Genomic DNA, 14,878 nt, shown 5'->3' with positions numbered 1-14,878 from the left:
TTACTTGTTTAAAATGGGGTTTTTAAAAAATCCTCTCCCTTAATCCCTCTCCAAAGATAATGGCGCTAATTTAAGGATTTTATTTGTATTTTCGATATGCTCCGTTCTTTGTTCGCCTGACATATTGCCTGTTAGGCTTTCGCTTTTGTAGTTTTTGATTTCTGAGAATCTCCTCCAGTTCTTCTACGACCTGTTGACCACTTATTGTAGACTCTGCCTTTTTTATCAATAAGAATATCCTTATTAAGCGAATAGAATTTTTGAATGAAGTTTTCTGAGGGGGAAAAAGGCAGGCTTTCAGTGCTTGCGTGGATTACTTTTCGTATCAAATTGTATGTCGCCAAACTCACTGTAAGCTCTTTTAGCGCCATCTCAGGTGTTTTAGACCTTAGTATATTAATGTCCATTATAGTCTTTATTTCACGAATACTAATTTCTATATCCCATCTAGTTAAATAAAGAAGCTGTAGTTCTTCTTTATCTATATTCTCATCTAATATGGTTGTATTTAGGACATAATCTTTTCCATCAGGACTTTTACATTCGAGGCGTCGTATAATTATTTCTTGTACTTCCTCATTTTTCTCCACCCAATTGGAGCGTTTTTTAGGAGCTTTTATTCTAATTATTTCGTCCCCCTTACCTAGAACTTTGATGACCTCATAATTTCTTTTACGTTTGGCAGGCATCAATAATTCTACTCCCTTTCGTTTACATTTAGCGATTACTTCAAAACAATTGTATAAATCATCTACTAAAACCAAAGACTTAATTGGAAGTTCATCGGTCATATCATGAAACAGGGACAGCTCACTTGAGTGTCTGTTTTTTAACTTGAAGTCATATAATTGACCGGTTCCTCTTTCAGTAATTACTTCTAACAATGCTTGAGGATACTCACCACTCCCTTTTGCTCTTCCCTTCACTTCGAAATCAGCTTTAATACTTTCCGTGTCTTGCAATTGCAAATACGTACCATCAGCAATTAGAACACGATAACCGTGAAAATGCGAATACTCGTTATTTACATTAGTTAATCGGCTTTTGTGAAATAACTCTTCCGGCAGGCTGATTGGCAGCCTACTACGTGCTTTGCTATATGCAGCGGTATTGTGAGATATATTTTTATCTAAACTTTTTGGCAGACGTGCAATATAGTTTTTCGGCCTACCAGCGCTTTTCTTAACAGATTGTTGGTCAGATATTGATTGTAAAGCCATATTAGCCTCCAATTCTTCCTTAGTATCAAGCTTATTTTGCTGATGAATATAGTAGTATAGATCAACAGCATTTTGAAGAGATTTATCTTGTTGGACAGCAGATAAAACCATTGTTAATAGTGTATTATGAGGAGTAAAAACGCGATCTCTGCTCTTGTCTCCTTCTGCCTTATCAATATTGAGTTCTGGAAACTCATTTCCTAAAACTCCAATAATGTTACCCTTAATACATTCTTGTATTTTGGTACTTATAGCTAACGATCTATTTAATTTCATATTCTTTTAGTAACTTTCAGTCCACTAAAATAGTGATAATTATGTTAAGTTAGCGCCATTACCTTCGGATGGGGCTGGGGGGAGGAACTTAAAATAAAGGGTTGATTTTACTTGTTTAAAATGGGGTTTTTAAAAAATACTCTCCCTTAATCCCTCTCCAAAGAGGGAAATAAAATTACCTCTGTATTAATTATTTGGTTTCAGAGATTAACTTCTTCCGAAAAATCAACTGAACACTTACGAATATCCACAACTTAAACTTAGCTATTCAAACAAAAATCTCTATTTTTATCACAATGATTTTACTTCGAATACTTTTACTTCCTTTTTCAATAATCTATGGCCTCGTAATGGCTTTTAGGAATATGCTTTTTAATAGGAACATTAAGCCGGTTACTAAAGTGAATTCTACTGTTATTTCTGTTGGAAATTTATCTGTCGGTGGAACAGGGAAAACTCCACATGTTGAGTATTTGCTTAATGTTTTATCAGAAAAATACAAAACTGCCGCTTTATCACGTGGTTATGGACGCCAATCTAAAGGATTTGTGAAAGTTGATGCAGGCGCTGATGTTACCAATGTTGGAGATGAAGCTTTGAATTACGCTCAAAAATTTGAAGGTAAAATTGAAGTCGCAGTTTGTGAAAAGCGAGTAGAAGGGGCAGAGCAAATATTGAAGGATAATCCTGATATTGAAGTCATTGTTTTGGATGACGCTTATCAACACCGTTATCTTTACCGCGATTGTAATATTTTATTGACAGAATTTGACAAGCCATTTTTTAAAGATTATGTTTTGCCAGCTGGTCGATTGCGAGAATTTAGATCTGGAAAACACAGAGCAGATATTGTGATTGTTACTAAGTCACCAGATGCATTGAAGGAAGGTCAAAAAAATAAGTTTATCTCGAAGTTAAACATGAATTCTCGTGTTCCAATATTCTTTTCTTCAATAGATTATGGAAAGTTAATTAACCTTCAAACGAAGCAAGAAATTCAAGTTCCTGCAGCCATTTTATTGATTACAGGAATTGGGAATCCGAAACCTTTAATTGCACATCTAGAACAACATTCAAAAGTCACACATTTAAAGTTCGGCGACCACCACGATTACACAATCAAGGATATTGAGAAAATTCACAAATTATTTGGTAACTTTGCGTCTACTGAAAAAATAATTGTCACCACAGAAAAAGATGCGGTGCGTTTATTGAATTCAGAAGTTAGAAATGAATTACAGTCATTTCCTTGGTATTATCAAGCGATGACAGTGAAAATAGAAAATGAAACGAAATTAATAAAGAAAATATATAGCTATGTTAAACCAAATAAATGAAGCAGTAAAATATCTTCAGTCACAAACTGAAGTGAAGCCACAAGTAGGCGTGATTTTAGGAACTGGATTAGGAGGATTGGTGAATGAAATCAATATCACAAATCAAATTTCTTATGAAGATATTCCACATTTCCCTGTTTCAACGGTTGAAGGACATAGCGGAAGATTGATTTTTGGAGAATTGGGTGGAAAACAAGTGATGGCAATGCAAGGTCGTTTTCATTATTACGAAGGCTATACTTTACAGCAATGTACTTTCCCAGTTCGTGTAATGAAAGCATTAGGAATTGAGCGTTTGGTGGTAAGTAACGCATCAGGAGGAGTAAATGACGATTTTGAGATTGGAGATTTAATGTTAATTAATGATCACATTAATCTTTTCCCTGGAAATCCATTAATTGGAAAAAACATTGATGAGTTAGGTCCACGTTTCCCTGATATGAGTGATGCTTATGACGTTGGAATGATTGAGTTGGCAGAGAAAATCGCAGGAGAATTAAATATCCGTGTGGTTAAAGGAATTTATGCAGGTTTAACAGGGCCAACTTTGGAAACACCAGCAGAATATAAAATGATTAAAATTTTAGGAGCAGATGCTGTTGGAATGTCAACAGTTCCAGAAATTATTGTAGCACGTCACATGGAAATTCCTTGTTTCGCAGTTTCAATCATCACTGATTTAGGTGTTGAAGGGAAAATCGTTAAGGTTTCAGCTCAAGATGTGATTGATGTAGCCAATCAACAAGAGCCAAAAATGACCAAAATTATCAAAGAGTTAATTGCTCGAGTTTAAACATATTTTTTTTTTAGAATAATGGTATCAGAGGAGGTAAAAGCAACATACGAAGTGGTAATTGGACTAGAAGTTCATGCCCAAATGTTAACGAAAACCAAAGCGTATTCAAGCGATGCGAATGAGTATGGAGCGCGACCAAATACAAATGTAAGTGCAATCACTTTGGGTCATCCGGGAACACTTCCTATGATGAACAAGCAAACAATTGAGTACGCTATTAAGTTAGGTTTGGCTTTAAATTGTGAGATTGCAGAAAATCAACATTTTGATCGTAAGAATTATTATTATCCAGATTTACCGAAAGGTTATCAGATAACGCAAGATAAAACGCCAATTTGTGCCAAAGGATGGGTTGATTTACAAATGGAAGATGGAAACATCAAACATGTTGGAATTACACGTATTCACATGGAGGAAGATACTGGGAAAAGTATTCACGATGTTGATGTTTACGATACTTTAGTCGATTTGAATCGTGCTGGAACACCTTTGCTTGAAATCGTAACTGAGCCAGATATGCGAAGTGGAGATGAAGCTTATGTTTATCTAACTGAGATTCGTCAATTGGTGCGTTACTTAGAAATTTGTGATGGGAACATGGAAGAAGGAAATCTTCGCTGTGATGCCAATGTTTCAGTTCGTAAAAGAGGTGCTAAAGAATATGGGAGAAGAGTAGAGGTGAAGAACATGAACTCTATGCGAAATGTGCAACGTGCAATTAATTTTGAGATTGATCGTCACATCGAACTCCTTGAAAATGGTGAAACTGTTGCCCAAGAAACCCGTTCTTTCGATGCTGTAAACTTACGTACGATTTCAATGCGTACAAAGGAAGACGCTAACGATTATCGTTTCTTTACTGAGCCAGATTTACAACCTTTGCATGTTTCAAAAGAGCAAATTGAGTTAATCAGGTCAGAAATGCCTGTTTTACCGAAAGCACTTTTTGAAAAATACACCAAAGAATTAAAATTATCAGAATACGATGCAACGAATATTATTTCAACAAAACCTTTTGCTGAATACTTCGAAGCATTGATTTTACATACAAAAAACTACAAATCTGCATCCAATTGGATGAACGGAGAAGTACGTTCTTATTTGAATCAACAAGGGAAATCAATTGAAGAATTTCCAATTAGTGCTGAAAAGCTAGCCGAGTTAATTGAATTGATTGATGGAGGTTTTGTTTCAAACACTGTTGCAGGTTCGAAAATTTTCCCTGAATTACTAGAAAAGCCTAATGAATCAGCGAAGAAAATTGCTGAGGAATTAAATTTAATTCAAGACAGTGACGAAGATTCAATTTCAGCTGTAATTAAAGACGTAATTAAGCAACATCCAACCGAAGCTGAACGTTATAAAAACGGTGAAAAGCAATTGATAGGATTTTTTATGGGACAAGTAATGAAAGCATCAGGTGGAAAAGCAGATCCAAAATCGGCTAACAAACTGATGCGTCAATTTTTAGATGAAAATTAATATGATTAAGAAAAGTATTTATGTTTTTGCAATGAGCGCTTTGTTCTTTGCATGTGGATCAGAAGAGGAAACGGATACGACAATGGATTCATTGGATTCAACAGAAACTCAATCAGAAATTTCAACTGATGAGGAGTCTGGTCCAATGATGAAAGATCCAAACGAAGTTCCAAACGTTACACTGAATGGTGTGCTTAAAAACGGTGGAAATGCAACTTTAGTTTTAGAGGCGAACACAGATCGTGGGCCTATTGTGATTAATAAAACGACAACAGATGCCGCTGGAAATTTCCAATTAAAAGGTGCTATTCAAGCAATGGGATTATATCAATTGCGCGTAGATGGAAATGTCGCTCAAAATCAAGAACCAAAAGTTATTCCTATGACTTTAGTTCCTGAAGATAATCTTACATTGGAATTAGACTTTAACGATTTCAATAGATCGGTGGTTTACAAAGGGACAGAATGGGCCGAACCTTTAAATGGTTACATGAATGAGATGAAGAAATTCATTGATTGGCAAATGTCTATTGTAAATCCACAAGAATACAAGCAAGAGGAATTAATGAAAATGGTGATGAAGAAAAAGGATCCAATGGACCGCTACATCATTAAGGAGATTCGTAAAGATGCTGACAACCCAGCGCATATTCTTTTGATGACTAATCTTATGCCGATGATGGGATATGATAATTATGATCCAAAGAATATTGAAGTTTTAAAGATTTTGCACGCAGCTTATGAAAAAAGCTACCCTGGACATCCAATGACCGTTAATATTGGTTCTCAAGTTGCACAATTAGAACAAGGATTAAAAGATTACAAAGATTTTAAAGAGAAGAATATCGCTCCTGAAATTGCATTACCAAATCCTGAAGGAAAAGAAATGACACTTTCTTCTTTGAAAGGAAAATACGTTTTAATCGACTTTTGGGCTTCATGGTGCGGTCCTTGTCGTGTTGAAAATCCTAACGTTGTTCGTTTATACAACAAATACAAAGGAGATAAATTTGAAATTTTCAGTGTTTCATTAGACAAGGACAAAGACAAATGGATCAAAGCTATTAAGGCTGACGGATTGATATGGGATTATCATGTAAGTGACTTATTGGGATGGCAAACAACAATGGTTGAAAAATACCAATTTAGTGGAATTCCACATACCGTTTTGATTGATCCAGATGGTAAAATAATCGCAGAAAAATTAAGAGGTCCATCTTTGGAAAGAAAGTTGCAAGAACTCTTCGGAAAATAAAAAATATAATATGATACTACGTACATTCACTTTACTGACTTTTACTTTATTAACGACATTAGGATTCTCACAAGAGCAATTCTCCTTTGTACTAAAAGGACAAATTTTTGGAACTGAGAGTGACACTATTCGAATGTTTCAAAATTTTGGATCAGAAAATGTCGAAATTGCTACTATTGATTTAAATGAAAAAGGATTTTTTGAAGAAAAAATTACTGTTACAGACAAAGATTATTACATTTTATCTCTTGAAGACAATCAGGTAATTAATATCATTGTTGAAGGACCAGACACAATTAGCATTTATGGTGATGGAAGTAATTTACTTTATCACACAAATATCGTTGGTTCTCCATCAAGTTCAGCATTGCTTGGTTTCATGAGAATAAATACACAATACAAAATCCAATTGGATTCTGCTAATCGTTATTTACAAGCCAATCAAGATAAGAAGGCAGAGATTCAAAAAGAATTTCAATCTACTTATCAAGCTTTTATGGGACAAAGAAAGCTTTACATTAATGAAAATGGTGATTCGCCAGCGTTAATTGGTGTAGTTCCTTCAGTAAATATTGAACAAGAATTTGAACTTTACGAAGAAATTGTAGGTCAACTAGATGCTAGTTTTGGTCACAGTCCAACAGTTCAAAGAATAGTAAAGGAATTTGCTGTGAACAAGCAAGAAACGATTGCTAAAATGCCATTTGCTCCAGGAACAGAGGTGAAGGAAATTACATTGCCGAATCCAGATGGTGATACTTTAAGATTGTCAGATTATAAAGGTAAAGTTGTTTTGATTGACTTTTGGGCTGCTTGGTGTGGACCATGTAGACGTGAAAATCCTAATGTGGTCAACCTTTACAATAAATACAACAGCAAAGGTTTTGAAGTGTTTTCTGTTTCATTAGACAAAGACAGGACAAAATGGTTGGCAGCAATTGAACAAGATGGTTTAGTTTGGGACACTCATGTTTCAGATTTAAAAGGATGGTCATCAGCTGCAGGTAGAGATTATAATGTTACTTCAATTCCTTTTACTGTCTTAATTGATGGAGAAGGAAAAGTAATAGGAACTAACCTGAGAGGTGAAGGCTTAGCCAATAAATTGCAAAGTATCTTCGAATAATTCTTGAATCTGTAATGTCAAACCCAAGTAAAAAAATATATTTTGCTTCCGATTTTCATCTTGGTGTACCAACCGCTGAAAAAAGTCTTGTTCGCGAAAGATTAATCGTTCAATGGCTTGATGAAGTTAAAAAAGACGCTGAAGCCATTTATTTAGTTGGCGATATATTTGATTTTTGGTTCGAATATAAACATGCTATTCCAAAAGGGTTTGCACGTTTGCAAGGAAAAATAGCAGAAATCACTGACAGTGGAATTTCGGTTCACTTTTTTACTGGAAATCACGACATGTGGATGTTTGGTTACCACGAGCAAGAACTAGGAATTATCATGCACCGAGAGCCTGTCATCTTTGAAGCACAAGGCAAAAAAGTTTACATTGGTCATGGTGATGGATTAGGACCTGGCGATCACGGTTATAAATTCATCAAAAAAGTATTCTCAAATACCTTTTTTCAATGGTGTTTTGCCCGACTTCATCCAAATTTCGGAATAGGATTAGCGAATTATTTCTCAAGATCCAGTAGAGCAAAAGCTGGTGATACTGACGAAAAGTACTTGGGTGATGATGAAGAATGGTTAGCTATTTATTCCAAAGAAGTACTGGAAAAAGAACACATTGATTACTTTGTTTTTGGTCACCGCCATTTGCCAATCGCCATGTCGATTGGAGAAAATAGTGAGTATTATAACCTAGGAGATTGGATCAAATACTACACTTATGGAGTCTTAGAAAATGGTGAATTCCATTTAAAAACATATCCTGATAATCAACCCTTTATTTTTTCAAAAGACAAATAGTAAAGATTATAGTTTTTTATTTCTATTTTTGAAATAGAATATAAACACTATTACAGACTATTCAACCAATAGGCGAAATCTTTCGTTACCTATGTTTGAAGTAAGTTTAAAAACTATTATTATGATGAAATCTGTCACTCGCTATTTTAGCGCAATATTTCTATTTTTTTTAGCCAATATTTCCTTTTCACAAACACAAGGAGTTGCTTATACAGCAGTTGGGAAAGGTGTCGCAACTACTTTTGTTACAGATTATCATTCTTTAGGAATCAACAGTTCAGCTTTAGGTTGGGGAACAGGTTTTGAAGGTAAGAAGTTTACACTAGGTACAACTGAATTCTCCGGAGGAATTTCAAGTCCTTCTTTGAATAAAGACCGTTTAAAAAACGTGATGTCAAGTGTAAGAAGTCAAATAAATAAAGAAGAAGGATTTGATTTTGACCAACAAAAGTCTGCAGCATCAGATTATGCAGAATCAGGAATTACAGTTAATGCAAGTTATAACTGGTTTGGCGCATCATATCAAAGTGAAAAGTTTGGAGGAATTGCAATTTCAATCAACGAAGAAATTAACTGGTTTTCTCAACTCAATAGACAAACAACAGATCTTATTTTCAGAGGGAAAAGGTCAGACTATTACGATTCTTTGGTGATTGTTTATCAAGGAGACACTTCCACCATCTCAAATTCTGGAAATATTTCACAAGATTCGCTAGAAGCTGTAATAAGAGGGGAAAGAAATAATCCTTTATTGATCAGCCAAATTTCGGATGGTTCTAGAATCAAATTTTCTTGGAATCGAAATTTCAATATTGGTTACGGAAGGAAAATCTTAGGAGACAGAGAGACATTTGCATTATACGCTGGAGTAGTAGCGCGTTACATTCATTCAATTGCAATGTTTGATATGGAATCAAATTCAAATGGTTTAAGCTTGAATTCTTCATTAACTCCATTTTTTAATATTCAATATGACAATGAAACAACTACAACAAATAGTGGAACATTTCCTGAATCAGTTGGAAAAGGGTATGGTTTAGATTTTTCAACGAGTGTAATTTTACTGGATAGAATAAAAATTGCGGCTGCAGTGAATAACATTGGAAGAGTAACTTATAAAAGTAATGTCTACCGAGTAAATGATACTTTATTGGGTTCAACAACCATGGATGGTATTGAAGGTGCAGGATTTGAAGAAATAATGGGTCAGATTTCCGAAGATGGAGGATTGTTTAGTTTGGAAAATGAAAAAGAAGTTGTTGTAGGAAATGCTGCAACTTTTAGATTAGGAGGAAGTATTTCATTTTTCGATAATATGTTGGATGTGGGAGTGGATTTCGTAGCACCTTTCAACAGAGACAATCCTGGAAGTTTACAAAATTCTGTTTTCTCAATAGGAGGTGATATTCGACCAGTTAAATGGCTTCAACTGAGCGCGGGTTACTTTGGTGGTGGAGTTTATGCGCACAATGTTCCAGTTGGAATTAACTTTATTTTGGGAGAAGGAAGATATGAATTTGGTATTTCCTCGCGTGATGCGCTTTCCTTCTTTTCAAAAGATGGGAACAGTTTGTCAACCGCTTTTGGCGTGGCGCGATTCCGTTTTTAATTGATAATTTTGGAACGAGTGGCTTGGGGCGATTTGCTAATCGCCCTTACCACGCGCACCGAGCAGATGTGCGAAAGTAGAGTCGAGTAGATGTACCGAGAAGATGCACCGAGAAGTTGTTTTGACTTGTGCCATTGTACAAGATTTAAAAGAGCGATAAACCATTATCAATTATCCATTATAAAATTATCAATTATTCAATCCCTATCGCGTTTACAATTAACCATTGATAATTAACAATTAAAACTTCCGTATTTCAATTCCTTTTCCAATCCGAACCATCCGATTGATAATCATTCGGATATCTCTGTCTTCTTGGTACCTATCTATCGCTTCTTTCCATGTTTCTATGGAACGGTCATTGAGTTTTTTTGGGAGATAGCCATAACCGATGAAAGTTCCTCTTTCTACCATGAGTAATGCGAGTTCGTTTGCGTCTCTTCCTTGATCTATGATGAAGAAGTTGTCGAGTTCGAAATTGAGTTGGTCTATGAGTCTTTTAACGCGTTGATTGTAGTCTTCTGGTGCTTCTTCTCCTATGCAAGCGCCTTTACACTCCTTGATTTGATATTGAAAACAAGAAGTAGCTGTTGGATATAATCCGACCAGTTTTTTACATAAATTATAATCTTCAACAGCTCTTTCTAAAAAGATTCCTCCTTCATTTTTGTTGGAAAAAGTTGTGATTGGGGCATCGTTTCGTTTTTTGACCAAATCCAAGTGTAAATTGACATAACCTTTTCCATCTTCAAAAGCGAAAAGTCCAAAAGGATATTTGTCTTTTCTTAATTGTCGGTTGTAATGTGGTTTGTGCTTCTTTATTAGATTCGATTCATGAATTAATGCGATAGCCTCAGAACCTGTAATGTCGTATTCAACACGCACAATTTCTTTGGACATGTTGATTCCTTTCTTGGTTTTAATGTTCTTTAAATGCTGTTGAACACGACTTCGAATGTTTTTACTTTTTCCAATATAAATCAATCGACTTTCTTCATCGTAGAATTTATAGACGCCAGTTAATTTTGGAATGGCTTCAATGGCATCAAAATCTAATCCTGGATGCAAATGTTTTGGTATTAAATCCGATTGAACTAGACTTAAAAGCTTCTCTTGATTTTCTTTGAATAATAAATGAAAAAGTTCTACAGTTGCCAAAGCATCTCCACGTGCACGGTGTCTTCCCACCAGTTCTATTCCTAATTCATCTGTCAATTTCCCTAAACTATAGGAAGCGTGTCCCGGAATAATTTGTCGTGAAGACTTTACGGTGCACAAATATTCCATTCTAAATTCAAAGCCTAGCGATTTGTATTCGCTTCGTAAGATATTATAATCAAAACCAACATTGTGTGCTACAAAAACAGCATCTCCAATAAATTCGAGTACCTGTTTCGCCAATTCATAGAATTTTGGAGAATCTTCCACCATTTCGTCATTAATTCCCGTCAATTGAGAAATGAAATAGGGAATAGGTTGCTCAGGATCTACAAGCGATGTGAACTCATCAATAATCTTTTCTCCATCCGTCAGGAAAATTGAGAATTCAGTTATTTTGGAGTTTCTGATACTTCCACCAGTTGTTTCTAAATCTGTTACAGCGTATAGCATTTTGTAAAAATAAGGAATATTGCTTGAAGTGGTTTTGTATCTTGATGAAAAATTAAGCTTAATATTCAAGGCTCTTTAATTAGCTATTTACTTGAAAAAACACATTGCCTTATTTAAATATGCCACAGCAGTGCAACTGCAGCGGTGCGATTTAAATAAATTGCATTTCAGAACAGTTTCAGAACTTTTGCTCGCAATCTTAATTTACGAAGTGATGTTGTGTTTCGACTAGGGCCGCGCTGCAGTTGTACTGCTGCGCTTTATTCTCGAAGCACAAATGCTCTTCTTTAGAATACACTCTAATTTCGAAGCTTTAACTTCCACCCCGACGAAAACCAGCAGCTTTATGAAGTGGTTTTTGTTTGCAGTCAAGCTAATTTGGGTAGCGACCTTGTGAAGCTCCCACAAATAGCTTGACTGCCAAAAAGAAGGAATAAACTATATTAGCTTGTATTTGAAAACACAACAATATTAAAATTGATTCTTTTGAGCCCTTTCTACTTTTTTTCTTGTCGGCTGATGCTTAGGCATCTCCTAAAGAAAGAAAAGTAAAAATCTTCTCAAAAAATCTTCAATTTATAAAAATTGTCTGTTTACAACCACAAACTATGTAGCAGGCGGAATTGGTGGCCAAAGAAAAGACGAAACACTCTCAACTATAACTACTATTTTTTTATAAAGAGATTATCCTTTCCTAATGAATAGAAAATTTAGACAGTAGATGATAGACAATAGATTTGTCATCTTATTTTCTAGCATCTAGCATCTAAAATCTCTAGCTAAATCATACTATACAAAAAACATACTTCCAATTAGTTCAAATAAATAAAACGAACCTTTCTCAAACTTTTGTGTATTACGGTAAAACAAGATATCATGAAAGGAACAGTAATTTTAATGACAGTGCTATTTTGTGCATTTATTGGAATGGCACAAGAGGAGCCGCAAGAAGTTAAATCCATCGTAAAAGAAATCCATGAGTATGAATGGTACACGACTCAATATTTGCTTTGGGAGAAGGAGATTGAGAAAGATAAGAAAAATGGAAATGCTTGGATTAATTTATATTCCGCGGCGAGAATGTCCAGAATTTCTGCTGGTGATAAAGAAATTAGATCAAATTGGTATGACAAAGAACTGGAGGTCGTTAATAATATGAGTAAATCCATTAAAGGAACTTTTGCTTATTATCGAATTATGGGTTGGTACCACTCGATTTGGAGTGCAAAGGATAAGGCGGAGGAAGATAAAATAATTAGTTATGTTGAGAAAGCCCATGAATTAAATCCTACTGAAGCTGATATTTATCCGAATTTGATGAATATTTATGAAATTGCTAGACCTGATTTAGCAAAGCTAAAAGAGATTTCAAAGCTGTGGAAAGCTTCTGCATATAATACTCCGAAATTGATGGCGCTTTCTTATAATGTTTTAATGAATACAAAAAAAGATGCTATAATTATAACTGGAGGTGACAATGATACTTATCCTTTATGGATTATTCAACATGCTGATGATTTTAGAAAAGACGTAAATGTTTTGAATATTTCTCTATTACCGATTGAAGAATATCGCAATAGATTATTCAAAAAAGTTGGAATTCCAGCGCTTGAAGGTGAAAGTCATAAATCTTCAGAAATTTTAGAACATATTATCAAATACAGAGGTGGTCATGATCTTTATTTTTACAACAAAGGAATAGCAGCTAAGGACAGCACAATATTTGACAAGCTTTATAATGTTGGCGTAATCTACCAATACTCAGAAGAATCTTTCAATAATACGTCACTAATTGTAGATCATTTTGAGAATAAATTTATTGTTGATCAGTTAAAGTATGATTATTATCAAAGTGAATATCCGTTGATAGATAAACAATGGGATTACTCTTATTTGCCTGGATTAGTTTCTCTTTATCAGCATTATGAATTGATAGGAAATGAAGTGAAAGCGAAAGAAACCAAGAAGATTATTCTATTTTTAGGGAAAGACTTTTACGGTTTAGATGAAATCAAAGAAGAAATAGGTTTTGAATAATCTTAAAACAAATAAACATATTTCAGATGAAAGCCTGATGTCGTCTCTCCAAAAGGGGGACGAATCGGCGTTTACTGTTTTGTATGATAGATACAGTAATCGGATCTTGTACTTTATGTTTAAAATGTTGAGAAATGATGAAGCGAAAGCACAAGATTTTACGCAAGATGTTTTTATAAAAGTCATTGAAAAGGCGGATCAGTTTGATACTGATAAATCCTTTAAAACTTGGATTTTTACTGTTGCAGCAAATCATTGCAAAAACTATTTTAGAAGTAATAGGCAGGTTTTTGACATTAATGATTCAAGTAATTCTCTAGTTGTTCAAGACTCGATTGAAGAGATTTACGATCAAAAAGAGTTTCGAATTAAGCTGAATATTGAAGTGGATAAGTTGAGTTATAAATTCAAGGAAACGTTTATCCTTCGCTATTTTGAAGATTTAAAACTCAAGGAAATTGCTGAAATTATGGAATGTCCTGTCGGTACGATTAAATCCAGATTGAACCATGTGACACAAATTTTAGCGAAAAAATTAAAAGTGTACAAAGTGTTATTTGACAGTAGTCAGATCAACGAAAAAACTAAAGATTATGAAGATTAGATTAGCAGAATTAATCGAAAAAAAGTCATTTAAGGAACTTTCAAAAGAGGAGCAAAGCTTTGTCTTGACCCAGACTTCAGAAGAAGAGTACAATGAAAAGCACCAACTTATAGCAAATGTTAAAGATGAATTGAAGTCTGAAGCAAGTGAGCTTAAAGCCAATGAAAGTATTCGATTAAGCGCGCTTGCTGCTTTGCGTGCTAAACAAATAGTTGTGGAACCAATTTTCACTTCAACTTCAAGCTCAAAAACCAAAGTGAAATCAGGTTTTTTCAATTTCAAAATACCTTTATGGACAGCAGTTGCGGCGGTTTTTATGATCTTTATTTTGAGTACTCCTGTATTTATTGATTCGCAATTGAATTCCGATAAATCTAATCAATTAGTCGCTTCTGTGGATACGATTTACATTGATAAAATCATAAGAGACACCATAGAAATAACTAAGCCAGCGGATACGGTTTTGAAAACTGTTTATGTTACAAATAATGACATTTCTCAAAAGGTAATTGCTGAGAATGAATTTGAAATAAATAATGAGGTACAATCAACAACAGATTTTTCAATAAATAGAAGCGACAATATTCAAAATGAATTAGAAATGAGAATGGCGATTGGCGGATATACCAATACAATTGATTTCTCGAATCCGAAATCGGGTAGGAGTTTGTCTGAGGATAAGATTGGGAAAGTAGTTTTGGATGTTGTGAATTAAACACGAAAAT

Annotated in this window: 12 protein-coding genes; 10 read left to right on the top strand and 2 right to left on the bottom strand. The window is 34.6% G+C overall.

Going from position 1 to position 14,878, the window contains the following annotated elements; all coding sequences use genetic code 11:
- Positions 1-131: 131 nt before the first annotated feature.
- A complete protein-coding gene (locus tag ERX46_RS10085; RefSeq protein ID WP_130093746.1) occupies positions 132-1,496 on the bottom strand; it encodes an IS4 family transposase in 1,365 nt (454 codons plus the stop codon).
- Positions 1,497-1,792: 296 nt separating this feature from the next.
- Here ERX46_RS10085 and lpxK point away from each other — a divergent pair, with 296 nt between their 5' ends.
- From lpxK to ERX46_RS10050, 7 genes are all read left to right on the top strand, one after another.
- Positions 1,793-2,833: a tetraacyldisaccharide 4'-kinase gene (gene lpxK, locus ERX46_RS10080; RefSeq protein WP_130093745.1), complete on the top strand. Its 1,041-nt coding sequence runs from the start codon at positions 1,793-1,795 to the stop codon at positions 2,831-2,833.
- On the top strand, positions 2,814-3,626 hold the full coding sequence (locus tag ERX46_RS10075; RefSeq protein WP_130093744.1) for a purine-nucleoside phosphorylase: 813 nt from the start codon (positions 2,814-2,816) through the stop codon (positions 3,624-3,626). The genes lpxK and ERX46_RS10075 overlap by 20 nt, the downstream gene beginning before the upstream one ends.
- A gap of 21 nt (positions 3,627-3,647) precedes the next feature.
- Positions 3,648-5,111, top strand: a complete 1,464-nt coding sequence (gene gatB, locus ERX46_RS10070) for an Asp-tRNA(Asn)/Glu-tRNA(Gln) amidotransferase subunit GatB (protein ID WP_130093743.1) — start codon at positions 3,648-3,650, stop codon at positions 5,109-5,111.
- A gap of 1 nt (position 5,112) precedes the next feature.
- Positions 5,113-6,366, top strand: coding sequence for a TlpA family protein disulfide reductase (locus tag ERX46_RS10065; RefSeq protein WP_207214158.1), 1,254 nt, complete (start codon positions 5,113-5,115; stop codon positions 6,364-6,366).
- Positions 6,367-6,376: 10 nt separating this feature from the next.
- Complete coding sequence (locus ERX46_RS10060; RefSeq protein ID WP_130093742.1) at positions 6,377-7,492, top strand: TlpA disulfide reductase family protein; 1,116 nt, start codon at positions 6,377-6,379, stop codon at positions 7,490-7,492.
- Between the two features lie 14 nt (positions 7,493-7,506).
- Positions 7,507-8,292: a UDP-2,3-diacylglucosamine diphosphatase gene (locus ERX46_RS10055; RefSeq protein WP_130093741.1), complete on the top strand. Its 786-nt coding sequence runs from the start codon at positions 7,507-7,509 to the stop codon at positions 8,290-8,292.
- 121 nt (positions 8,293-8,413) lie between these two features.
- On the top strand, positions 8,414-9,901 hold the full coding sequence (locus tag ERX46_RS10050) for a DUF5723 family protein (protein ID WP_130093740.1): 1,488 nt from the start codon (positions 8,414-8,416) through the stop codon (positions 9,899-9,901).
- Positions 9,902-10,141: 240 nt separating this feature from the next.
- Here the strand turns inward: ERX46_RS10050 and ERX46_RS10045 are convergent, their stop codons facing one another.
- Positions 10,142-11,512, bottom strand: coding sequence for an exonuclease domain-containing protein (locus ERX46_RS10045; RefSeq protein ID WP_130093739.1), 1,371 nt, complete (start codon positions 11,510-11,512; stop codon positions 10,142-10,144).
- An 876-nt stretch (positions 11,513-12,388) separates the two neighbouring features.
- Between ERX46_RS10045 and ERX46_RS10040 the strand changes: the two genes are divergently transcribed.
- Genes ERX46_RS10040 through ERX46_RS10030 form a run of 3 tightly spaced genes read left to right on the top strand, consistent with a single transcriptional unit; the run spans position 12,389 to position 14,868 of the window.
- Positions 12,389-13,549, top strand: coding sequence for a hypothetical protein (locus ERX46_RS10040; RefSeq protein WP_130093738.1), 1,161 nt, complete (start codon positions 12,389-12,391; stop codon positions 13,547-13,549).
- On the top strand, positions 13,542-14,153 hold the full coding sequence (locus tag ERX46_RS10035) for an RNA polymerase sigma factor (protein WP_130093737.1): 612 nt from the start codon (positions 13,542-13,544) through the stop codon (positions 14,151-14,153). Before ERX46_RS10040 ends, ERX46_RS10035 begins: the two co-directional genes overlap by 8 nt.
- Entirely contained in the window at positions 14,143-14,868 is a 726-nt protein-coding gene (locus ERX46_RS10030; RefSeq protein ID WP_130093736.1) for a hypothetical protein, read from the top strand. The genes ERX46_RS10035 and ERX46_RS10030 overlap by 11 nt, the downstream gene beginning before the upstream one ends.
- The last annotated feature ends 10 nt before the right edge of the window (positions 14,869-14,878 follow it).

Source organism: Brumimicrobium glaciale (assembly GCF_004152935.1).
Classification (GTDB): Bacteria; Bacteroidota; Bacteroidia; order Flavobacteriales_D; family Crocinitomicaceae; genus Brumimicrobium; species Brumimicrobium glaciale.
This window is presented reverse-complemented; position numbering and strand designations above follow the sequence as displayed.